The organism is Rheinheimera tilapiae, assembly GCF_042432165.1.
Classification (GTDB): Bacteria; Pseudomonadota; Gammaproteobacteria; order Enterobacterales; family Alteromonadaceae; genus Pararheinheimera; species Pararheinheimera tilapiae.
In genome coordinates, this window is record NZ_JBHLXP010000001.1 from 2,442,063 (window position 1) to 2,464,084 (window position 22,022).

16 protein-coding genes and 1 tRNA gene are annotated in these 22,022 nt (G+C 51.0%); 4 read left to right on the top strand and 13 right to left on the bottom strand.

Going from position 1 to position 22,022, the window contains the following annotated elements; genetic code table 11:
* Window positions 1-14: 14 nt before the first annotated feature.
* From uvrC to ACFFJP_RS10570, 3 genes are all read right to left on the bottom strand, one after another.
* Window positions 15-1,835: an excinuclease ABC subunit UvrC gene (uvrC, locus tag ACFFJP_RS10560; protein ID WP_377243171.1), complete on the bottom strand. Its 1,821-nt coding sequence runs from the start codon at window positions 1,833-1,835 to the stop codon at window positions 15-17.
* Between the two features lie 30 nt (window positions 1,836-1,865).
* The gene (gene uvrY / locus ACFFJP_RS10565; RefSeq protein WP_208931533.1) at window positions 1,866-2,519 is read right to left on the bottom strand and encodes a UvrY/SirA/GacA family response regulator transcription factor; all 654 of its coding nucleotides are present in this window, start codon (window positions 2,517-2,519) and stop codon (window positions 1,866-1,868) included.
* Window positions 2,520-2,718: 199 nt separating this feature from the next.
* Window positions 2,719-2,809, bottom strand: a tRNA-Ser gene (locus ACFFJP_RS10570).
* A 197-nt stretch (window positions 2,810-3,006) separates the two neighbouring features.
* Here ACFFJP_RS10570 and ansA point away from each other — a divergent pair.
* Window positions 3,007-4,032 carry an asparaginase gene (ansA, locus tag ACFFJP_RS10575; RefSeq protein WP_377243174.1) on the top strand — a complete coding sequence of 342 codons (1,026 nt, stop codon included), beginning with the start codon at window positions 3,007-3,009 and terminating at the stop codon, window positions 4,030-4,032.
* Window positions 4,033-4,181: 149 nt separating this feature from the next.
* Here ansA and ACFFJP_RS10580 read toward each other — a convergent pair whose 3' ends face one another.
* The 5 genes from ACFFJP_RS10580 to ACFFJP_RS10600 all read right to left on the bottom strand — a co-directional run bounded on the left by ACFFJP_RS10580 (window position 4,182) and on the right by ACFFJP_RS10600 (window position 10,328).
* Window positions 4,182-6,896 carry a DUF349 domain-containing protein gene (locus tag ACFFJP_RS10580; protein ID WP_377243176.1) on the bottom strand — a complete coding sequence of 905 codons (2,715 nt, stop codon included), beginning with the start codon at window positions 6,894-6,896 and terminating at the stop codon, window positions 4,182-4,184.
* Window positions 6,886-7,158 carry a YeaC family protein gene (locus ACFFJP_RS10585; RefSeq protein ID WP_377243443.1) on the bottom strand — a complete coding sequence of 91 codons (273 nt, stop codon included), beginning with the start codon at window positions 7,156-7,158 and terminating at the stop codon, window positions 6,886-6,888. Before ACFFJP_RS10585 ends, ACFFJP_RS10580 begins: the two co-directional genes overlap by 11 nt.
* A gap of 10 nt (window positions 7,159-7,168) precedes the next feature.
* Entirely contained in the window at window positions 7,169-7,492 is a 324-nt protein-coding gene (locus ACFFJP_RS10590) for a zinc ribbon domain-containing protein (protein WP_377243178.1), read from the bottom strand.
* 107 nt (window positions 7,493-7,599) lie between these two features.
* A complete protein-coding gene (locus tag ACFFJP_RS10595) occupies window positions 7,600-8,724 on the bottom strand; it encodes a M14 family metallopeptidase (RefSeq protein WP_377243180.1) in 1,125 nt (374 codons plus the stop codon).
* A gap of 152 nt (window positions 8,725-8,876) precedes the next feature.
* On the bottom strand, window positions 8,877-10,328 hold the full coding sequence (locus tag ACFFJP_RS10600) for a glyceraldehyde-3-phosphate dehydrogenase (protein WP_377243182.1): 1,452 nt from the start codon (window positions 10,326-10,328) through the stop codon (window positions 8,877-8,879).
* A gap of 156 nt (window positions 10,329-10,484) precedes the next feature.
* Between ACFFJP_RS10600 and ACFFJP_RS10605 the strand changes: the two genes are divergently transcribed.
* Complete coding sequence (locus tag ACFFJP_RS10605; protein WP_377243184.1) at window positions 10,485-11,282, top strand: DUF2989 domain-containing protein; 798 nt, start codon at window positions 10,485-10,487, stop codon at window positions 11,280-11,282.
* 100 nt (window positions 11,283-11,382) lie between these two features.
* Here the strand turns inward: ACFFJP_RS10605 and msrB are convergent, their stop codons facing one another.
* The 5 genes from msrB to malQ all read right to left on the bottom strand — a co-directional run bounded on the left by msrB (window position 11,383) and on the right by malQ (window position 19,978).
* Window positions 11,383-11,763: a peptide-methionine (R)-S-oxide reductase MsrB gene (gene msrB, locus ACFFJP_RS10610; RefSeq protein WP_377243186.1), complete on the bottom strand. Its 381-nt coding sequence runs from the start codon at window positions 11,761-11,763 to the stop codon at window positions 11,383-11,385.
* Window positions 11,764-11,782: 19 nt separating this feature from the next.
* Window positions 11,783-13,312 carry an NADP-dependent phosphogluconate dehydrogenase gene (gene gnd, locus ACFFJP_RS10615; RefSeq protein WP_377243189.1) on the bottom strand — a complete coding sequence of 510 codons (1,530 nt, stop codon included), beginning with the start codon at window positions 13,310-13,312 and terminating at the stop codon, window positions 11,783-11,785.
* A gap of 150 nt (window positions 13,313-13,462) precedes the next feature.
* Window positions 13,463-15,529 (bottom strand): glycogen debranching protein GlgX, encoded by a 2,067-nt coding sequence (gene glgX / locus ACFFJP_RS10620; RefSeq protein WP_377243191.1) that lies wholly within the window; start codon window positions 15,527-15,529, stop codon window positions 13,463-13,465.
* Window positions 15,530-15,541: 12 nt separating this feature from the next.
* Complete coding sequence (gene glgB / locus ACFFJP_RS10625) at window positions 15,542-17,701, bottom strand: 1,4-alpha-glucan branching protein GlgB (RefSeq protein ID WP_377243193.1); 2,160 nt, start codon at window positions 17,699-17,701, stop codon at window positions 15,542-15,544.
* Window positions 17,702-17,776: 75 nt separating this feature from the next.
* Window positions 17,777-19,978: a 4-alpha-glucanotransferase gene (gene malQ / locus ACFFJP_RS10630; RefSeq protein WP_377243195.1), complete on the bottom strand. Its 2,202-nt coding sequence runs from the start codon at window positions 19,976-19,978 to the stop codon at window positions 17,777-17,779.
* 231 nt (window positions 19,979-20,209) lie between these two features.
* Here malQ and gap point away from each other — a divergent pair, with 231 nt between their 5' ends.
* A complete protein-coding gene (gene gap, locus ACFFJP_RS10635) occupies window positions 20,210-21,217 on the top strand; it encodes a type I glyceraldehyde-3-phosphate dehydrogenase (protein ID WP_377243197.1) in 1,008 nt (335 codons plus the stop codon).
* Window positions 21,218-21,431: 214 nt separating this feature from the next.
* The coding region (locus tag ACFFJP_RS10640; protein ID WP_377243199.1) for an aldose epimerase family protein at window positions 21,432-22,022 on the top strand (591 nt) is incomplete at its 3' end.

Below are 22,022 nucleotides of genomic sequence, written 5' to 3' on the forward strand. Positions count from 1 at the left end.
TTCTGGGCATTTTTTTAGTTGTTATGACAGGCCTGATAAATCAACTCCGCCTGCGCTTTGGAGATCCCGGGCACTGTCGCCAGCTCAGCGACTGAAGCTTTCAGTACGCCTTGCAAACCACCGAGGTATTGTAACAAAGCTTGCCGGCGTTTCTCACCTATTCCGGCAATATTTTCCAATGGGCTTTGCGTGAACTTTTTCCCGCGCTGCTGGCGATGCCCGGTAATGGCAAAACGGTGCGCTTCATCACGAATGTGCTGGATCAAATGCAAAGCCGGATCGTCCGCCGGCAGGTTAATCGCATGCTGCGCTGAGTTGATCAGCAAGGTTTCCAGGCCTGGCTTACGACTGGTACCTTTGGCAACGCCAAGCAATAGCGGCCGTTTCGCCAGCGTCCAGCCAGCAAAAAATTCAATTGCCTGATTCAGTTGTCCGGCGCCACCATCAATCAGCACAATGTCCGGTACCCTCACCTCGTCCTGCAATTTGCCATAGCGTTTTTGTAGGGCAAAACGCATCGCCGCATAATCATCACCGGGTGTCACGCCTTCAACATGAAAGCGCCGGTATTCGGCTTTGTCCGGACCTTTGTCATTGAACACCACACAAGAGGCCATTGTCTGGCTGCCCATGGTATGGCTGATGTCAAAACACTCCATCCGCATCAGGGCGTCAAGTTTCAGCGTTTGTTTCAGTGCACGGTACCGCGCAGCCATATGTGCCGCCTGACTGACTTTAGTATCGCAGGCGGTACGGGCATTTTTATTGGCTAGATCCAGATAACGCGCCTTCTCGCCACGTTTGGCCGGATTCAGCACTACTTTGCGTCCTGCCGCCGCACTGATAGCTGCCGCAATGCTATCCGCATCTTCCAGCGGTTCACCAATGACGATTTCCCGCGGGATCTGCTGTCCACCCATATTGTTCAGATAAAACTGCAGTAAAAAGGCCGGAAAAATCTCATCTGCTTCAGTTTGTTGCGGTAGTTTTGGGAAATAGGTTTTAGTGCCAAGGATCTTTTGGTCGCGCACATACAGCACATGGACAGCTGCAACGCCGTGCAAATAACAGAAGCCCAGGACATCCATTTCATCGTGGTCACCACTGACGGCTTGCTGTTCCTGCACTTTACGCAGTGCGATGATTTGATCACGCAATTGTGCCGCCAATTCAAAATCCAGCGCGGTGCTGGCCGCATCCATTTGTTGCACCAGATCTTCAATAACCTGCTGATTTTTGCCCTGCAAAAATAATCGGGTCAGCCGGACCTGACCGGCATAAGCTTCGTCGGAGATCTTGCCAACACAAGGTGCAGAGCAAAGTTTGAGCTGATATTGCAAGCAAGGCCGCGTGCGCGCCCGGTAAAAGCCATCTTCGCACTGCCGGATCGGAATGACTTTCTGCAGCAACTTCAGACTTTCCCAAACCGCGCCGGCGCTGGGATAAGGGCCAAAATACTGCCCTGGCACCTTTTTTGGACCGCGATGCGCGGTGATACGCGGATGTTTGTGATCGGTCAGCAGTATATAAGGAAACGACTTATCGTCGCGCAGCAATACATTGTATTTGGGCATGAATTGCTTGATCAGGTTGTTTTCCAGGATCAGCGCTTCTGTTTCACTGTTTGTCACCGTGAACTCGACCAGAGCGATGTTTGCCACTAACGCTCGGGTTTTGACACTATCGACATTACTGCGGAAATAACTGGCCAGGCGCTTTTTTAAGTCTTTGGCCTTACCGACATAAATCACCTGGGATTTATCGCCATACATACGATACACGCCAGGAGAACCCGGCACTGTTTTTAAAAAAGCACTGCTGTCAAACGGCGGCATCAGCGTCTCAAAAGGTCAGGGAATTGTGGATCAGGCAATATTGATCATGCCATGGCGGATCGCCAGATGGGTCAGTTCAACATCACCGCTAATGGCCAGTTTTTCAAACATGCGATAACGATATGAATTGACGGTTTTGGCGCTGACATTCAGTTTGTCAGCAATATCATTCACTTTTTCGCCCTGGGTGATCATCAGCATGATTTGCATTTCGCGGTCAGACAATTCGTCAAATGGATTGTTACTGTTGGATTGAATTTTACTGAAGGCCATTTTCTGTGCGACTTCATCAGAGATATAACGATGGCCATCGGCAACGCGTTTGATTGCAGTGATCATCTCAGACGGCGCCGCATTTTTGGAAATAAACCCAGACGCGCCCATTTGCATCACTTTCGTTGGTACTGGCTCTTCGCAGGACACCGACAAAGCCAATACACGGATATCCGGGCAATAGTGCAGGATCCGTTTGGTGGCGTTCATGCCACCGATCCCTGGCATATTCATATCCATCAGCACCACGTCGGGCGGCAATTGGCCTGCAGCTTCATTGCGGCAATACTGCACTGCAGCTTCACCGGAGTTCAAATCGGCGACAACCCGAATGCCACGCTCTTCCTGTAAAATCCTGCTGATCCCGGTCCGGACCAATTCATGATCATCCACTATCAGAACGTTAATCAATTGACGCGCCTCTTAAATTTTCAAGTTACTGGAATAGTCTGGACTGGCTGAAACTTCGTTAGCATAGCCGAGTGAATTTGATTTTGCTATGGGAATAGCACTGGCAGGAGTTGTTAGATAATGTTGATAAATATCAATCAATTACGCCAAAACCTCAAAGTTCAGGCGTAAAAAAACCACCTAAAGGTGGTTGATTTAGTGGCGGAGAGAAAGAGATTCGAACTCTTGAAGGGCTACTAACCCTCGCCGGTTTTCAAGACCGGTGCATTAAACCACTCTGCCATCTCTCCGCGATAGGCCGCATATTAAGGAGCTGCAGGCACCTTGTAAAGCCCTTTTTTGTATTGTTGTGTTCGTTTGCTCAGCTTTTGTTCAACCGATTTTATTTCCGCTCTCAACGCAATTTCAACTGCGACTTCGGCAAGTCAGCCCTGACAGCAGCGCTACGCTTGCGTACAATAGAACAAAATTCAAAAAGTACCCTGCCATGACACAACACAACAGTAAAAAACGTATTTATGTCGCCTATACCGGCGGAACCATTGGGATGCAACACTCTGCCAACGGCTTTGTGCCGGTGCCGGGCTTTCTCAGTGAAACAGTGCGGAACATGCCAGAGTTTTATCGCGCGGAAATGCCGGACTTCGATATTCATGAATATCACCCGGTGATTGATTCGTCCGATATGACACCGGCGCACTGGCTGAGCATCGCCCATGATATCCAGCAACATTATGCCGATTACGACGGTTTTGTCGTGTTACATGGCACCGATACCATGGCCTACACCGCCTCGGCATTATCTTTTATGCTGGAAGATCTGACCAAGCCGGTGATCATCACTGGCTCACAAATTCCGCTGGCGCAGCTGCGTTCTGACGGCCAGGTTAATTTGCTGAATTCGTTATATCTGGCGGCTAATTATCCAATCGCTGAAGTTGCGCTGTATTTTAATAATCAGCTGTTTCGCGGTAATCGCGCTACCAAAGCCGATGCCGACGGTTTTAATGCTTTTGCCTCACCGAACTTTCCGCCATTGCTGCAGGCCGGCATCCATATTGAAGTCAAAGCCGGCGCTTTGTATCAGGGACCGGTAAAACAAACGCTGCAGGTCAGAGAGATCACGCCGCAGCCCATCAGCGTAGTAACTTTGTACCCAGGCATCAGCACCGATGTGATCGCCAATATGTCGGCTGCGCCAGTACGTGCACTCATTATCAAATCTTATGGTGTTGGCAATGCGCCGCAACACCCGCAGCTGTTACAAGTACTGCAACAGGCGGCAGAACGCGGCACCGTCATTATTAACTGCACCCAGTGTTTTAAAGGCAAGGTTAATATGGGTGGTTATGCGACGGGCAATGCATTGCGCCAAAGCGGTGTCATCAGTGGTTATGACATGACCTTAGAAGCCACACTGACCAAACTGCATTATCTGCTCAGTCAGCCATTGTCTGCTGACGAAGTACGCCAACAAATGCAGCAGGATTTACGCGGTGAACTGACGCTGTAAGCTGGCGTCGCGTTGGCCTGAAAGGTAAGCGCCATGGATGGCAGCGCATCGCAGAAAAGCTCTGGGTACCACGTACCTGCATTTTCTGCATACAATCCGTCCCTGGATATAAAAAAACCACCTTGCGGTGGTTTTTTTATTTACCGGCCTCAGGCCAGATACAAAGACCGTACCCGGGCCAGCAAATCTGCTTCATCGACCTGCAATGGGCCATGTTGCAGCCAGCGCCCCAACAGTTCGTTTTGACTCAGATTATCACCGCTGTTGTGCTTATCGCTGAGCAGTTGCATTTGCACACGCTGGCGGTCACCAGCAAGTGCTACCGGCGACGGTTGCCCCGCTGCCCACTCCAATGCCAAAGTCAAATCGACACGACTCATTGTTTCCTGCTGCTGATTAAATACCAGCCGGTAAAGTGCCGGCAAGTCCGCTGCCTGAACATCGGGTTTCGTCAGTGCACTGAACAACTGCTGGTACTGCCCTGCTTCGGCTTGCTTTTCCAACGCAGCTAATTGTCCGGTCAGTTGCTGACGCAGCTGCTGCTGCTGTTGGCGTAACGCTTTGTCATCCGCAGTATCGACGTCATTGAGCTGTTGCAATTGCTCGCGCAGTTGCGACTCGGTTAACGACGTCAGTTCCAGTGAACTGACTGCAGCCAGCAGCGCACTGACTTGTTGCCGCCAGACATTCAGCTGAGCAGTTTCCTCATCACGCTGCTGCTGTCGCCGGGCAAAAAAGGCGTCACAGGCTGCACGAAATTCGGTCCAGAGCTGTTGATCAACACGGTTACCGGCAAAACCCAACAGCTTCCACTGCTGTTGCAGTTGTTTGACCTGTTCTACTTGTGGACCACCGGCATTTTCGGCGAGCTGTTTTGCCTGGACAATCAGCTGCTGTTTCGCCTCAGCGGCTTGTTGCCAGGCATCTTGTTGCAGTTGTTTTAAAGGTTGTACCGCCGCTTTGTATGCTTGTTGCAGCATCGCAAAGTGTTCACGGCTCACTGCGCCTGCCTGTTGCCAGCGTTGCTGTTGTTGCTGCAGCAACATATCCAGCTCCCGGCCTTGCGGTGGGTTCGCTTGTGCCTGCAATAAAGTAGCGATGATCTGCTGGCGTGCTACTTCAGCTTGCGCACGTTGTTGATCCTGTGCCGCATAAAAATCGCGGCATGGCGCGAACGCTTGTTCAGACAGCTGATTAAACTGCTGATTCAGCGTTTCTTCCAGTACAGCATCAGCCCTGCCCAGTGAATTCCACTGTGCGCGAGCCTGCTTGATCCGGGTGGCGCGTTCATTAATGCTAACAGCGGGCTCGTCCAGTAACTGCTGCATCTCGGCGATCAATGCCTGCTTACGTGGTGTCGCAATATAGGCCTGTAGATCGGTCAGCTCAGCGATCATCTCGCCGCAAAGTTGCAGATCTTTCTCCACCTGAGCCAGCTGCTCCGGGTTCAATTCGGTCAATTCCTGTTGAATGCCTTTCCATAAACCAAACAGTACTTTAAAACGGCCTTCCGCATGCAGCCGTTTAAATTCTGCCAACTTACTGCGTAGTTGGCGGATCTGACGCTGTTGCTGCGCCAGTAAAGGCTCACAATGCTCACGCCACTGTTGCACCAGGGCCTGATAACTGTCGGAAAATTGCTGTGGTAACAAGGCTCCGGCGCTGCGACTGACTTGCTGCCAGTGTTTTTGCCAGTCTTTAAAACCTTGATAAGCTTTTTCTGCCTGCGCTGCCACCGGTAAAGGTTGCGCCGATAGTTCAGCCAACAATCGTGCGGCCTGCGCTAAGGCTTCGGCAAGTAATGGCAATTGGTCCAGCTGCTGCTGTAATTGACCGATACGCTGTTCCAGTGCCTGCAACACTGCTGGATCTGGTTGTTCAGCACGGATCTGTGCAGTTAAAGTATCGAGCGCCTGTTGTTGGGCTGTGGCGGCGTTTAAATCGCCTTCTGCGATCAGGCTGCCGGTTTGTTGCTGTAGCATCTGCAGTTGTTGAGTGAATTGCTGCAGTAATTTTTGCTGATGCGCCTGGTGCTGTTGTTTGGCTTGCTCAGCCGCCAACACTGCAAGACGCGGCGCCAACATCGCCTCAGTCAGTTGCACAATACGCTGATATTTTTGTAGTGCTTCGTTGGCTTCTTCAGCCGACAGGACTTGCAGATCAGGTTCGATGGCTGCCCACTTCTGTTGCAGCTCGGCCCATTGCTGCTGAGCCTGGGTGATATCAGTTCTTTCCCGCACCGCATTTAAACGCGCCAGCACTAAGGTCAGTTGCTTACGCAACCGCTCCGGCTTTTGTTTCTGTTCCTGCCGATGGCTTAATTCCGTCTGCAATAACTGCACTAACTCAGCGCTACAATGCCGGGAGGCTTTTTCCAGCGCTTTATCGTCAGCGATCAGCGAAAATAATGATTGTTTTTGTGTCAGGGACAGAACCGGGTCCTGCAGAGCAGCCAGATATAAATCCTGACGTTGCAAGCGTAATAACAGTTGTAATTTTAACTCGGCATCGGTTTCACATGTGGCTAGTTTTTCCAGCACACTACTGCGATGACACTCAGCGATAAACTGCTGTTTTAGCTGCGCCGAGACGCGGTTATCCAGCAACATTTGGACTAGCTGTTGCTCGGCAAATTGTTTCAGTCTGTCTGCTGATTCATGTTTACTCGCCTGCCACCATAACGAAAATTCGTTCAGCCGTTCGAGCGCTGCGCGCCGGACCGCTTCGGTGCCATCGTTGAAGGCCAGTTCATGTAAAATTTCTTTTTGTTCAGGAGTTTGTTGATCCAGTTCAGCGATTGCGAGCTGACGGATAGTTGGATTTTCGTGCTGCCACTTCGGCTTAAACCAGCGCTTAAAGATCATCGTGTGCAAACCTTGCGATTGACTGCTCAGCACTGAATTGTGCTTTCATTTCCGTTTTTGATTTGATCACCATCTGACCGTCGGCACCAATGGTAAAAGGTTCTGCCGACTTCAGTACGCGCGCCTGATACGCCATCACCAGCTGCATCGTCTGCTCCTGCTGTTGCGTATTAAGTGGAGTGCCGTCAGCCCAGCGTCCGGTGCCGACTGCATCCAAAAGTTTTTCATAGGTGTCAGCGGACATGGCGCTGACCATCGCCATAAAATCCACGTTATTTCCTCTTGTACATCACCATGCGGACTTTGGATATCACATAGCCTGCGGCCCCAAGTCCCATCACGCCATAAGTTAGCCAGGATTGCCAGCTGCCCTCTTCCGGCATCCGAAAGTACAACCAGACAAAACTGCCTAAAAACAACAAGATCGAGATCATTGCGTGGTTATTAATGCTCTGCCCCAATGCCAGATGCTTGTCACGTGCAATACGTTCAATTTGGAGCGGGGACACTTCGGCCAGCCCCTTGCCACAATGCGGACAACTGGCTGCTTTACTGGAGACTTTTTTGCCGCAAAACGGGCACGCCACTATCGCCATAAATACCTACCTGAAAAAACACTGGCACTATAAAACAAAAGGCCGGCTTTGCAAACCGGCCTGTTGGCAGCTAAGGTCAGCCTTGCTGCTGTTATATGGTGACGGGCTTACAACAGATCAACCACGGCACGCACCGCGATCAAGGTGTCATTGCCAAGCTTTTTCGATCGCACATCTGACCAGCCAAATTGTTCGTCTGGTAAGTTCGCATTGTCTTTAAACGGCATCTCAAAAGTGTATGCCAGACACTTGAACTGCTCGGCCACCCAAGTCGAAGCAATCGTCAAATTGGCCTCGCCTGGAGCGTCCAGGTCATACCCATATTCGGTCTGGAATTCCGGCGTCACCGCCAGCAAAGTCTGCTTGAACAGCGTTTCCAGCTGCGCCATTTTGGCGTTGTATGATGGTACGCCTTCGGCACCGGCGACAAAGTTATACGGCAGGTTTTCGTCGCCGTGAATATCAAGGAACATATCGACACCGGTTTCGAGCATTTTTTGCCGAACCAGATAGACTTCCGGGCTTTTTTCCATAGTTGACGTTTGCCACTCACGGTTCAGGTTTACACCAACCGCATTGGTCCGCAGATGACCGCGCACGCTACCATCCGGGTTCATATTCGGCACCACATAAAATACCGCTTTGCTCAGCAGCTGACGCGCGACGCCGTCGTCCTGGTCCAACAGACGGTCGAGTAGACCTTCAACAAACCACTCAGCCATCGTCTCGCCCGGGTGTTGGCGTGCGGTGACCCAGATTTTTTTCTTGCCATCGGCAGGCTCGCCAATGACTAATAAACTCATATCGCGGCCATCGATGGTATTGCCTAAGTCCACCAGTTGCGCCAGACCTGTTGCCTGCGCCTGACCGAGCAGATCGAGGTGGCGTTCATAGCTGTATGGGGCAAAATAAGCAAAATAACAGGATTCAGCTTCCGGATAATGGGTGATCACCAGATGTTCGCCATCAAACGCGGTATCGACCCGAAACCAGGTTTCACGGTCATAAGAAGCGACGGCTTTATAATCGGCCCAGCCTTTTGGATAAGCTGAGGTATTCACGTTCGTCAGGCGGATGGTATGCGACTCAAAACTATCGCTGTGTAGCCGAAAATGAAACCATTGATAAAATTCAGACATATTGTCTTTGCGGATCGCCAGACGAATATCGTCAATGCGTTCTGCAGAAATCACGTCGATATTGCCGCTGTCAAAGTTACAGGTAATTTTCATTGTTAGAGTTCCGCACAGGGTAAAAAGGACCGGCAAAGCCTACCACATCAGCGCGCCGCCTGTCTTGTCAAGGCGATTGGCTGCTTTGCTTTGCGGTAAACAACAGGCAAACAAAAGCCGCCAGCAGGCGGCTTTTCTGAGCAGTAGCGGACTTAAAGCGCGACTGGCAGCGTTGGGTAAAATATACCGGCCATCTCGTTCATCACGCGGATCACCTGCGTGCTGTAGCCGAACTCGTTATCATACCAAACGTACAACACACAGCGATCTTCTTCGGCAATAGTAGCCTGAGAATCAACCACGCCGGCGTAACGCGAGCCAACCAGATCGCTGGAGACGATTTCCGTTGAATTGGTGAAATCGATTTGATCCTGCAAGTCAGAAAATAGCGACACTTTTTGCAAATATGCATTGAGTGAATCGCGGTCAGTTTCTTTGTTCAGGTTCAGTGACAAAATTGCCATCGACACGTTGGGTGTCGGTACCCGAATCGCGTTACCAGTCAGCTTACCTTTTAACTCAGGCAGCGCTTTGGCAACAGCTGATGCAGCTCCGGTTGACGTCAACACCATGTTCAGCGGTGCAGCGCGGCCACGACGCTCAGCGCTGTGATAGTTATCGATCAGGTTCTGGTCGTTGGTGTATGAGTGCACAGTTTCAACGTGGCCATTACGGATACCGTATTCGTCATGCAGCGCTTTTAATACCGGCGTGATGGCATTAGTGGTACAGCTGGCTGCCGACACAATGCGATCGTCCGCCGTGATCATTTTATGATTGACACCATACACGACGTTTTTGACATCACCTTTAGCTGGCGCAGTCAGTAACACTTTTGCGGCGCCTTTGGCTTTGAAATGAATAGACAGCTCTTTGTCGTCTTTCCAAATCCCGGTGTTGTCGACAACCAACGCATCATGAATGTCGTAAGCGGTATAGTCGACCTGTTCCGGCGAATCCGCGTAGATTACTTTGATAAAAGTACCATTGGCTTTGATACCACCGTTTTCTTCGTCAACGGTGATGCTGCCGTTAAATGGTCCATGGATAGAATCGCGGCGCAGCAGACTGGCCCGTTTGTCCAAATCACCTTTGCGACCACCGCGCACCACGATAGCACGCAAACGTAACTTGGCGCTTGGGCCGGCACGTTCAATCATCAGGCGTGCTAACAGGCGGCCGATACGACCAAAGCCGTATAACACCACATCTGTTGGTTTAATTTTGTCATCTTGACCAAGTAAATCGGCCAGTTCACGTTGCAGATACTGCTCGAGACTCAGACCTTCAGCAGCGTTCTTATAAGCATAGGCAAATGCCAGCTTGCCAAGATCGATCCGGCCTGGCGCCAGATCCAGTTTGCTGATTGCTTCCAACACAGGGAAACTCTCACGCAGACGCAGTTTTTGTTGTTCAAAGCGCTCTACCGTTTTGTGGGCCTTGATGATGTCAATCGTGGTGGCATTCACCAGCGGCTTGCCATACACCACCAACTCAATCCCTTTATTGCGATACAGACGACCAATGATCGGCTGCATATTTTCGGCGTATTCCTGGCGTTCCTGCCAGCTGCGTTGATACTGTTCTTCGTGAGATAAGGTCATGCTGTTGTGCCTTTTACTTCATAGTTAACGAATGTTCGGGGACAGGTGCCACAGCGGGCGCCATATTGTAATTGAATTCGTAACCCTACAACAACAATTACAAATGATTTTTTCAAAGCTTTTGCGTATGCTGGTTGTATAAAGATCGGAGGGATTATGCAGAGACTTTTGTCATCGTTACCATTATTAGTGTTGCTGAGCGCCTGTGGGGAAAAAGAACTCAATATCACGCAGGTTTGCCAAGAGAAACCCGGTTTGTGTACTGATCTAGTCGAAGACGGTCATTGTCGGGTGGAGCGCTCAGAAACCATTCTGGCCCGTTTCGGTGAACAAAAGTTACCATCTGACGCCAACAAGTATCGCCTGCTGCTGGATTTTGAAAAGTACTCCAAATGTATGGAGCTGGCCAAAGGTATTGAACACGTCAAGTTGAAAGAAAAAACTACAGCCCGTGTTGATAGCTACATGGTTTCTTTAAACGAAATCAAACGACTGACCGATGAAACGGTCACCTCTGATTACCCTGGGCTGCTGTATTACCATTGGTCACGACATCAGAGCCGCGAACATCTCGAGAAATTTGAACGGGCAGCCAAAGCCGGTGAGCTCAATACGCCGGATTTAAAGTTTGCTTTAGCCCGGTATTACATCGAGAAAGATAAAAATCTGGCGATCACCACGATGCAGGATGCGTTGAAGTTATATAAAGCTGGCGATGTCGTCGACACAGATATCTACACCAGCCTGACCACGCTGTATTTTAAGCAAAACAAGCTGGCTGAGTCATATCACTGGGCTTTAGTAGCTCAGGCGGCCGGCGTTGAGCGGATTGAATTTGATATGATCCTCAAATCGGCAAAAGACAATGCGCTGGATAAAGACAAAATTGAAACACTGGCTGATGAGACGGTTGCAGGTCTCGAACTGGGCCAGTTTAAGCCGCCAGTGTTTTAGTAACTTTTAGACGGTACTGCGCTGATTTCTGCGCAGTATCGCTGAAACTGGCATAAAAAAACGCGGAGTTTAGGCCCGCGTTTTTTTATACTGCCGACGGCTATTTGCCGTCAAAAACCAGTGACACCGAATTGACGCAATAGCGTTGCCCCGTAGGCATAGGCCCGTCATCAAATACATGACCCAGATGCGCGTCACAATGCATACAGAGGATCTCAGTTCTTTGCATGCCATGGGTAAAGTCGTCGGCATAGCGCACTTGACCCGGCAGTGCCGCAGAAAATGACGGCCAGCCACAGCCGGCATCAAATTTCGTCTCAGAACTGAATAACGGCTGATGACAACAAACGCAGCAGTACACACCAGTTGCTTCGTTATACAACAGCGTGCCGCTAAACGGATACTCAGTGCCTTTTTGCCGCGTGACGCGATATTCTTCATCACTGAGTCGTTCACGCCACTGTGCTGCACTGAGTTTCATCTTGCTGCTCCGTTTGGGTTTATTTTACTTTGACCATTGGACGGCCAGGCAAACTCCAGTCAACGTGAAAAAACTTGCCCTTCGCTTTATCGGTGCGTTCAAAGGTGTGGGCGCCAAAATAATCACGTTGACCTTGTAACAAATTGGCTGGTAACACTGCGGTGCGATAGGAGTCGTAGTAGCTCAGCGCAGAACTCAACGCCGGCACTGGCACACCCACCATCGTTGCTTCAGCCACGGCACGACGCCAGTTCATCTGATTTAGTGAGATTTGCTTGGCGAAAAACGGGTCGACCAGCAAGTTGGCCAAATCGTCATTGCGCTCGTAGGCATCAGTGATCGATTGCAGGAATACCGCGCGAATAATACAACCGGCGCGCCAGATTTTGGCGATCTCTGCAAAGTTCAGCTGCCAGCCGTGCTCGGCCCCTGCGGTTTTCATCAGGTCAAAACCCTGCGCATAGACACAGATTTTGGCGCAGTACAGCGCATCATGCAGCTGTTTGATCAGCACTTCGCGCTGGGTTTCCAGCGGCTTGTCGTGGCTGGAGCCTGCCAATATGGTTGAAGCCGCCACGCGTTGTTCTTTGTTTGTAGAAATCGAACGGGCATACACAGCTTCAGCAATAGTTGGAGAGGCGCAGCCCAATTCGAGGCTACTGACCGCCGTCCATAAACCTGTGCCTTTTTGACCAGCTTTATCCAGAATCACGTCCACCAGTGGCAAACCCGTATCTGAGTCTTTGGTCGCCAGTACTTCAGCGCTGATCTCCATCAGATAACTGTTCAGAATGCCCTGATTCCAGCTTTTGAATACCTCAGCAACCTGCAAAGCAGACATGCCGAGCGCATCGCGCATCACCTGGTAGACTTCACAAATCAGCTGCATATCAGCGTATTCAATGCCGTTATGCACCATTTTGACGTAGTGGCCAGAGCCTGACGGGCCAATATAAGTGGCACAGGCGTCGCCTTCTTTAACGGGATTGCCCGGCTCATAGCGTTCAATAGCGCGGCCGGTAGCAGGATCAACTTTCGCTGCGATGGCGCGCCAGACTGGTTCAATGCGGGTCCAGGCATAAGGGTCGCCACTAGGCATCAGACTCGGACCAAAACGGGCACCGACTTCACCGCCAGAAACTGCAGTGGAGAAGAAAATGAATTTACCTTCGTAATGTTTTTCGCGGCGCACCGTGTCAGTCCACAGGCTGTTGCCGGTATCGACGACGATATCATCTGCGGCGATACCAGCGTCAATCAGCTTACAACACACGTCATCTACCGGTTTGCCGGCAGGAACTGACAAGATAACTAAATGCGGTTGGGTCAGGCGGGATAACAATTCGGTGTAAGAACTACAGGCAATGACCCGGCCACCCTGCCCGTTGGTTTCCAGCACGTCTTGGCTGATCACCGACTCAAGCTTTTTGTGGTCCAAATCAAAAGCGGCGACCCGATAACCGTGATCCGCCAGATTCAGGATCAGGTTCTTGCCCATGACACCTGCACCTACAAAGCCGATGTCACACAATTGCGTTGACGCTGTCATTCCCATTCCTCAAAAAGCTGCTATCGCAAAATGGGCGCGATTATACTGGAAAAAAACCGCGCCCGGCAGCGCCGGCAGAAATTCTTTATGCTGTTCAGACCATTAACAGCGCCGAACATCCAGAAGCCGGCCATTGCCCGGATCAAAGATTTATAGCAGCGCCGGATGTCCGTGCTGGCTGACCCACAATGACAACGAATTGCCCTGTTGGATATACGCCGCATCCGCCAGTTGTACCGGTGACACCAGGCCCATTTCAAAAGACGTATCCATCACACAATGCCAGGGCCGGTCGGTCAGCTGCAAACTAATCGGCTCAGTGCCGGCATTGATCATCATTAAGATCTCGGCGTCCGCCCCGCTGCTGCTGATGACAAAATAACAATAGCGCGTTGCCGGCAAGTGCCAATCTGCTGCCGTTTTTTCACTGCCATCGGCATTCAACCAATGCACCTGATGTTTATCACCGTGGCGCTGGTACTGATCATCGAGCAATGACAGCTGCTGCAAACAAGGATATTGCTGTCGAACCGCAATCATTTGCTGCACAAAGCTCTGGAATTGGGTGGCATGGTAATCCAACTGCCAGTTCAGCCAGCTCAGTTCATTATCCTGACAATACGCATTGTTATTGCCCTGCTGGCTATGACTAAGTTCGTCACCGCCAAGCCAGTGGATCATGCCTTGGCTCAGCAACAGGCTGGCCACCAGATTCCGTTTATGTTGATAGCGCAGCGCCAGAATCGTTGCATCACTGCTTGGGCCTTCCACGCCATGATTCAGACTCAGGTTATGGTCGTGGCCATCCCGGTTTTGTTCACCATTCAGCCAGTTATGTTTTTGCTGATAACAGACGACGTCATGCAAGGTAAAACCATCGTGATAGGCCAGATAGTTCACCGAACAGGCGGCGGGTTTGTGATGTTTCTGGAAAATATCGCGGGAACCCAGCAAACGGGTGGTGAACTCGTTCAGACTGCCATGATCACCACGCCAAAACGACCGCATCGAATCACGGAATTTGTCGTTTAATTCCGACCAATGCGCTGGAAACTGTCCTAATTGATAGCCGTAAGGCCCAACATCCCAAGGCTCAGCGATCAGTTTTGCCGCGGATAACACCGGGTCCTGTGCCACAATCTGCAGGAAAGTAGCAAAGGCGGTAAAACGTTTATGTTCACGCGCCAGCGTCACCGCTAAATCAAACCGAAAGCCATCTACCTGCATTTCGGTCAGCCAGTACCGCAACGCGTCCAGTACCAGCTTTTGCGTCGCTGGATGCGCCAGATTCAGCGTATTGCCGCACCCACTGTAATTACAATATGCGGAGTAGTCGGTGATATCTGCATGATTTTCAAAAAGATAATATTGACGATTGGCCAGGCCGCGCAAACTCAGATTATAACAATCAGCTTCTGCTGTGTGGTTAAACACTACGTCCAGAATCACTTCCAACCCATGCTGATGATAGGTACGCACCAACGTTTTCATTTCCTCAACAGCATCAACCAACTGATAGCGCGGGTCTGGTGCAAAAAAACACACCGGATTGTAACCCCAGTAATTGCTCAGTTTCAGTTTCTCGAGCCGTGGTTCAGTCATAAAAGCTGCGACCGGTAGCAACTGCACAGTGGTAACGCCCAGATGCTTCAGATGGTTGATCACCGCCGGATGACTCATACCTGCATAGGTACCACGCAGTTCAGCCGGCACTTGCGGATGCAACATTGTCATGCCTTTGACATGCGCTTCGTAAATGATGGTTTTTTCGCGTGGGATCTGTGGTTTCCGGCTGGCCTGCCAGTCAAAATCATCAACTTCCAGCACACCTTTGGCCAGCATATAATGACTGTCACTCTGATAGAGCCGTTCATTAAATACCACGGCACGGTTTAGCTTTCGTGCATAGGGGTCAATTAACAAGTGGTTACTGGTAAATGTGAACCCCTCTGCTGGCCGATCTGCGCCTTCGGCGCGCAGCAGATACAAACTTCCGGCCGGAATGTGCTGGACCTGGACATGCCAGATATCGCCGGTTCTGGCGGTAAACGGTAGTTCAGCCAAAGGTTCTTCGGTATCAGGACAAAATAGACACAACGTCAGACTGCTGGCATCCGGTGCGTACACGGCAAAGTTCCAGCGACCAATGGTGATGTCAGTACAGACCGCTCCCAATGGGGCGGCATGGCCAAAATCTGTAAGCAATACAGCGTTCATAGCAAACTCATTTTAACGACAACGACGTAAATACAAAGTCGACAGTGGTGGTAATTCCAGCGCCAGTTGCAAGTCATCAGCGGCATGTAAATGCGGCCCAACCGGATAATTGCTGCCCCAGTAATAAGCAGAATCTGAATTCAGAATCACCTCATAAGCGCCGGCTACCTGCACCGGCAAGCGGAATTGCGTGCGCGCGACCGGGGTAAAATTGCTGACTACATAAACCACATCACCACTGCTATCCAAGCGGCGGAAAGATACCGTGCTGTGATCGGCATCCTGATGGTCAATCCAAGCAAAACCAGCCGCCTGATGGTCCAACTCATACAAGGGTTTACAACGCTGATAAGTATGATTGAGGTCGCGGAACAACTGCGAAATACCACGATGTTTTTCAAAATCCAATAAAAACCAGGGTAAAGCCAGATTGTGATTCCACTCAGTGCCCTGACCGAATTCATTGCCCATAAAATTCAATTTTTTGCCGGGGTGCGCAAACATGAAGGCGTAATAGGCGCGCAGATTGGCGGCCTGTTGCCATTCATCGCCCGGCATTTTATTCAGGATGCTGCCTTTGCCGTGTACTACTTCATCATGGGACAGTGGCAGGATAAAATTCTCGTTGTAAGCGTATACCATCGAGAACGTCAGGTCATTGTGATGGTATTTGCGGTAAGCCGGATCCTTGCTGATGTAACGCAGCGTATCGTTCATCCAACCCATATTCCACTTGAAGCCAAAGCCGAGGCCGCCTAAATCCACCGGCCGGCTGACGCCGGCAAAAGAGGTCGATTCTTCAGCGATCGTCATCGCGCGCGGATGCTTGCTGTAGACTTCCTGATTCAACCATTTCAGCAGACTGATTGCTTCGTAGTTGTGGTTGCCGCCATCAATATTCGGGATCCATTCGCCGTGTTCGCGTGAATAATCGAGGTACAGCATCGACGCCACAGCATCAACGCGCAGGCCGTCAATGTGAAACTTATCCAGCCAGAACAAGGCGCTTGCCACTAGAAATTGCCGGACGTAGTCTTTCCCGAAGTCATAAATGCAGGAATTCCAGTCCGGATGCCAGCCGCGACGCGGGTCGGCGTATTCATACAAGTGTCCGCCGTCAAATCGTGCCAGACCATGACCATCTTCCGGGAAATGCGCCGGTACCCAGTCAAGCAACACGCCAATTCCGGCAGCATGGCAGGCATCTACAAAAGCTTTAAATTGGTCAGGGGTACCAAACCGCGACGTGACCGCAAACATGCCCAGTGGCTGATAGCCCCAGGAGCCGGTATATGGGTGCTCCAGCACCGGTAACAGTTCAATGTGGGTGTAACCCATATCCAGCACATATGGAATAAGCTGCTCTGCCAGTTGCGGATAGGTCAGGAAACTGCCATCCGCATGGGTGCGCCAGCTGCCTAAATGCACTTCGTAAATGCTCATCGGACTTTGGTAGGGATTGTGCTCGCGGTTTTGCCAGGCACTGTCCTGCCACTGATAGCGGCTATGGTCAAACACCAAAGATGCGTGTGACGGGAATTGTTCAGCAGCAAATGCCATCGGGTCGGCTTTATGCGGCAATAGGTGCCCAGCCGCATCTTTGATTTCAAATTTGTAACGCACGCCAGCCGCTACTTCCGGGACGTACAGCACCCAGTGACCACAAGCCGTGCGTTCCATCGGATGACAACGACCATCCCAGTTGTTCATATCGCCAATCAGGCTGACGGCACTGGCATGCGGCGCATACACGGCAAAACGGGTGCCGCTGATCGTCTGTTTGCCTGCTTTGAGCTCAACCAGCTGCGCACCCAATTGTTGGTACAGATTTTCCGGTCGGGTATTGACATGATGCACAGCAAAAAAAGCTTCATCCTTAAATTGATAAGGGTCAATCACACTGTAGCTGTGATGCGCGGTCTGCACTTGCAGGCGATAAGGGATTGGGTTTTTCCGACGGGGCAGCGCCAGTTCAAATAACCCCGCTACAGCCGCAACCGGCGTCATCGCGCCTATTACTTTGCCATCGTCGAGTGCCACAACGTCTACCTGCAGCGCAGATGGCAAAAAGGCCCGGATCAACAGGCCTTTTTCTGCAGCTTGCCAACCAAGTACGGTAAATGGCTGGGCGCAACGCACGTCGTTTAAAGCTTGAAGCTGATGGTCTGGCATAACAAATCCTGTGTCATTAAAAGCGGGAATTGCGGGAGCTCCGGTCGTAAAATACCGGAGCTATATGCATTAAGATTACGAATATAAGCCTGTTCTGCGGTTGGCTGTCAATTGCTTCAGGTGAGATTTGATATGTTCCTGTTGCTCCAGTTGCTCCAGCGTCATGCTCAGTTTGCGCCGCCAGTTCGGATATTCATCGCTGGTACCTGGCACATTGACCGGCTCTGTCATCTCCATCCAGTCTTCCAGTTGCAGACATAACAACTGACAACTCCCGCGTGCCAGATGTTGCTGCAAAGCAAAACTTAAGGTGCGGTCCATGCCAAGATGTTCAACAGTGCGCGGATAATCGGCTGGCAACATATTGTGACCGTGCAGTGAATCAAGGATCCGTTGCTTCGCTGCATGGCGGTCCTGATATAAACCCGGCAGGATCTCTTCGGTATACAGACCGAGCTGTAAACCTAATTTCAGATCAGAACAATGCCAGAAACCTATCAGCGTTGGCATATCGTGGGTGGTCAATGCCGACATGGCTTGTACCGGATAATGCGCCGTCGAAATGTAACCGCCGTCTTCTGCCTGTTCAAAGAAGAAAATGCGATAAGAATACATGCCAAACTGCTGCAGCAACTCAAAGATGCCATCTGGAACTGTGCCCAGGTCTTCACCGATCACCACCGCTTGTTGACGCTGACTTTCCAGCGCCAAAATGCCAAGTAAGTCCATGATTGGATAATACAGATAGGCGCCTTCACCAGCGGATACTGAACCTTTAGGAACCCACCACAACCGCAGTAATGCCATCACGTGGTCAATCCGCAGCGCACCGGAATCACGCATATTGGCGCGAAACAGGTCGATCATCGGTTGATAGGCCTGACGGAATAATTCGTATGGATACATCGGCGGCAGGCCCCAGTTCTGACCTTTTGGCCCCAGAATATCCGGTGGCGCGCCAACGCTGGCATCGCGGCAATACAGATCCGGGTTAGCCCAAATCTCAGTCGAGGCTTCACTGACACCAACGGCCAGGTCACGGTACAGACCTAACAACATGCCATGGTCCTTGGCCTGTTGTTGCACTTTGGCCAACTGCTGCTGTGCACAGAATTGCAGATAGCTGAAAAATCCGATGTCGTGCTGATTGGCTGTAGCAAATGCCTGCACCGCCTCGCTGTCTGCGCTGCGATATTGCTCCGGCCAGTTTGGCCAGCCCCAGGCATGTGGATCCTGCGCAATTAAGTGCAAGTGTAAGGCGTCATAAAGTGCCAGTTGGCGCAAGCTATCGCCACCTTCAACGACAAAACGGTCAAATTCAGCAGACAGCGCCACGTCTTTTTGGCCGTGATCGAGATACCACTGATACAGCGCGCGCAGCGCCGGTAATTTCAGTTGCATCACGCCGCTGTAGTCGACCCAGTGCTTGTCACGCTGTGCTTGTAGTTGCGCCTGAAAATCTGCTTGCGCCAGCTGTTGCTGCAAAGCATCACATTGACTGAATCCCGGCATCTGCGCCACGCTCAGGTAAATCATATTGAGCCAGCGCCGGCTCGACGGGCTGTATGGGCTCGCTGATTCCGGCATCGCCGGATACAGAGCATGAATTGGGTTTAAACCAACAAAATCTGCGCCCTGCGCTGCCAGATAATTCACCAGCTGGCCTAAATCAGCAAAGTCACCGACACCCCAGTTCAAATCCGACTTCACCGCGTAGAGCTGCACTGAAATGCCCCACTGTTTTTGCTGCGCAAATTCTTGCGGCTGATAACAGCGCTCCGGCACTACAATCAATGACTGACTGAAATCGTCATCGTCGCCATCGATCTGTAATTCCAGCCGGTGATAGCCGTATGGCAACGCCAGCGGCAGCATAAATTCGTATTGCTGGTATTCCACGTCATCAAATAACGATACCTGCGTCAGCTCACCGTCGTCGACTGCGACCAGCTTAAACTGCTGCGACTGCCCCGCTTCGCTGATGACCGTCACTGTCAGAGCTTGATGCACCAGTGCCAGTGGCAGGCGCAACTCCAGCTTTACTTGCTCTGAGCGGTTTTGCACCGACACCGGATCTAACGGCTCGGCCCAATGCAGCAATTGGCGCTCGCGCAGTTGTGCTGCCGCTTTGGCATTATCACTGACGTCGAAACCCAATGCTGAAAGCATGCGTAACTGATCTTTTTCTGCCACTTCGGCAGGCTTGCCCCAGGCATCGGTAAATTGCGTTTCAATGCCATTAAAGCCGATCAGTTCGGCCAGCAGTGTTTTGTCCATAAAGGCTCCAACTCGGTTTCGTCGCTCTGTCCATGCCGGATTTACAATTGGGTTCTGTGCCCGCAACCGGCTATGCCAAGCAGTATAAGACTTTAAAAAACAGCGTCGATGGCAAAATCGCAGATTACGTCATTAAATTACATAAATACGATTGCATAACAAATTTCCGCTTGAAAATGGCGGAAAATCATGTAATTTTACTACACAATTCGACAGCATCAGGGGTGCCTTATGACAATTCGTGTCGCGATCAATGGTTTTGGCCGTATCGGCCGCAATGTTTTACGTGCTTTATATGAAAGTAAGAAGTCATACGACATCAAAGTCGTCGCCATTAATGATTTAGGTGACGCCTCAATCAACGCACACCTGCTGAAGTACGACACGGCGCATGGTATTTTCTTCGCCAATGTTGAGCATTCTGACAAAGCAATTTATGTCAATCAGGACGAGATCCTGACCCTGAGCGAACGCAATCCGGCCAATCTGCCGTGGGCTGATTTAAAAGTTGATGTCGTGCTGGAATGTACCGGTCTGTTCACTGACCGTCAGTCTGCCGGCGCTCACCTGACTGCGGGTGCGAAAAAAGTCATCATCTCTGCACCGGCAAAAGATGTCGATGCTACTGTTGTTTACGGCGTCAACCACGACGTGATCACGCCGGAAATGACTATCATCTCTAACGCCAGCTGCACCACAAACTGTCTGTCGCCAATCGCCAAGCCGCTGAACGATATCCTCGGCATTGAATCTGGCCTGATGACGACTATCCACGCTTACACCAACGACCAGCGTTTGTCTGATGTGTACCACACAGATGTGCGCCGTGCCCGTGCAGCCGCAATGTCGATGATCCCAACCAAAACTGGTGCTGCAGCAGCGGTCGGTCTGGTAGTTCCGGCATTAAAAGGCAAGTTCGACGGTCTGGCAGTGCGTGTGCCAACGATTAACGTCTCGCTGGTCGACTTAACCTTTATTGCCGGCCGCGAAACGACGATTGAAGAAGTGAACCAAATCATCCGTGACGCTGCCGCGCAGTTCCCGATGAATCAAGTCCTTGCAGTCAACGACCTGCCACTGGTATCAGTCGACTTTAACCACAATCCGATGTCGTCGATTTTTGATGCCACCGAAACGCGGGTGAACGGCCGTCTGGTCAAAGTCATGGCCTGGTACGACAACGAGTGGGGTTTCTCTAACCGGATGCTCGACAACACCGTTGAACTGATGAAGTCTTAAGCTTATTGCTTTGATGAAAAAAGGCGGCCTCGGTCGCCTTTTTCTATGCCGCAATGATTCCTGCAGCGGTTTTGCGACGACAGCACAACTGACATTGCGTCTGCCATAACCTTTACTGAGCGCTGACCAGTGAAAAAGTCCTGACGCTCAGCTTGCTTCTCAGGGTTGTCCGGCACACAATCAAACCGACTTTCGCTGCTAAGAGCTTAAATTTATGGCTAATTTTGTTCATCTGGACGGTTTCGCGCATCTTACTGCTTTGCCCTGCATCCGCTTTAGTTTTGCTGACTATACGGCCGTTGTGTCGCTGTATGGTGGGCAGGTGCTGTCATTAACGCTGAAAGGCGAAGAATTACTCTGGTTGTCACCCACCACAGATTGGCAAAACCAACACCCGATCCGCGGTGGTGTGCCAGTGTGCTGGCCCTGGTTTGGTCCGGTTGATCCGGCATTAACACAACAGCAGGTGCCGAATCATGGTCTGGCCCGTACCCATTTGTGGCAACAAGTCGCTGATGAAAGTTGCAGCGACCATGCGTTGCTAATTTTGCAGGCTGAATTTGACAATATTCCATGGCAAGCCGGCAAAGTGCGGCTGCAGTGCCAATATCTGCTGAATCACAAAGGCCTGCATTTGCATTTGCACTGTAGCGAATTAACGCTGCAACAGGCTGCACTACATACCTATTTTGCCTGTGATGATGTGCGTCAAGCCACAGTGTCGCCATTGCCTGCGACCTTTATTAACAAAGTAGTACCAGCTGAGACATCCGCTGCGCTGCAGTTTGGCGACGAAATAGATAGG

Coding starts and splice junctions, on each gene's coding strand:
- uvrC (WP_377243171.1), bottom strand. CDS start 1,835: ATGCCGCCGTTTGACAGCAGTGCTTTTTTAAAAACAGTGCCGGGTTCT.
- ansA (WP_377243174.1), top strand. CDS start 3,007: ATGACACAACACAACAGTAAAAAACGTATTTATGTCGCCTATACCGGC.
- ACFFJP_RS10580 (WP_377243176.1), bottom strand. CDS start 6,896: ATGATCTTTAAGCGCTGGTTTAAGCCGAAGTGGCAGCACGAAAATCCA.
- ACFFJP_RS10585 (WP_377243443.1), bottom strand. CDS start 7,158: ATGGCGATGGTCAGCGCCATGTCCGCTGACACCTATGAAAAACTTTTG.
- ACFFJP_RS10590 (WP_377243178.1), bottom strand. CDS start 7,492: ATGGCGATAGTGGCGTGCCCGTTTTGCGGCAAAAAAGTCTCCAGTAAA.
- ACFFJP_RS10595 (WP_377243180.1), bottom strand. CDS start 8,724: ATGAAAATTACCTGTAACTTTGACAGCGGCAATATCGACGTGATTTCT.
- ACFFJP_RS10600 (WP_377243182.1), bottom strand. CDS start 10,328: ATGACCTTATCTCACGAAGAACAGTATCAACGCAGCTGGCAGGAACGC.
- ACFFJP_RS10605 (WP_377243184.1), top strand. CDS start 10,485: ATGCAGAGACTTTTGTCATCGTTACCATTATTAGTGTTGCTGAGCGCC.
- msrB (WP_377243186.1), bottom strand. CDS start 11,763: ATGAAACTCAGTGCAGCACAGTGGCGTGAACGACTCAGTGATGAAGAA.
- gnd (WP_377243189.1), bottom strand. CDS start 13,312: ATGACAGCGTCAACGCAATTGTGTGACATCGGCTTTGTAGGTGCAGGT.
- glgX (WP_377243191.1), bottom strand. CDS start 15,529: ATGAACGCTGTATTGCTTACAGATTTTGGCCATGCCGCCCCATTGGGA.
- glgB (WP_377243193.1), bottom strand. CDS start 17,701: ATGCCAGACCATCAGCTTCAAGCTTTAAACGACGTGCGTTGCGCCCAG.
- malQ (WP_377243195.1), bottom strand. CDS start 19,978: ATGGACAAAACACTGCTGGCCGAACTGATCGGCTTTAATGGCATTGAA.
- gap (WP_377243197.1), top strand. CDS start 20,210: ATGACAATTCGTGTCGCGATCAATGGTTTTGGCCGTATCGGCCGCAAT.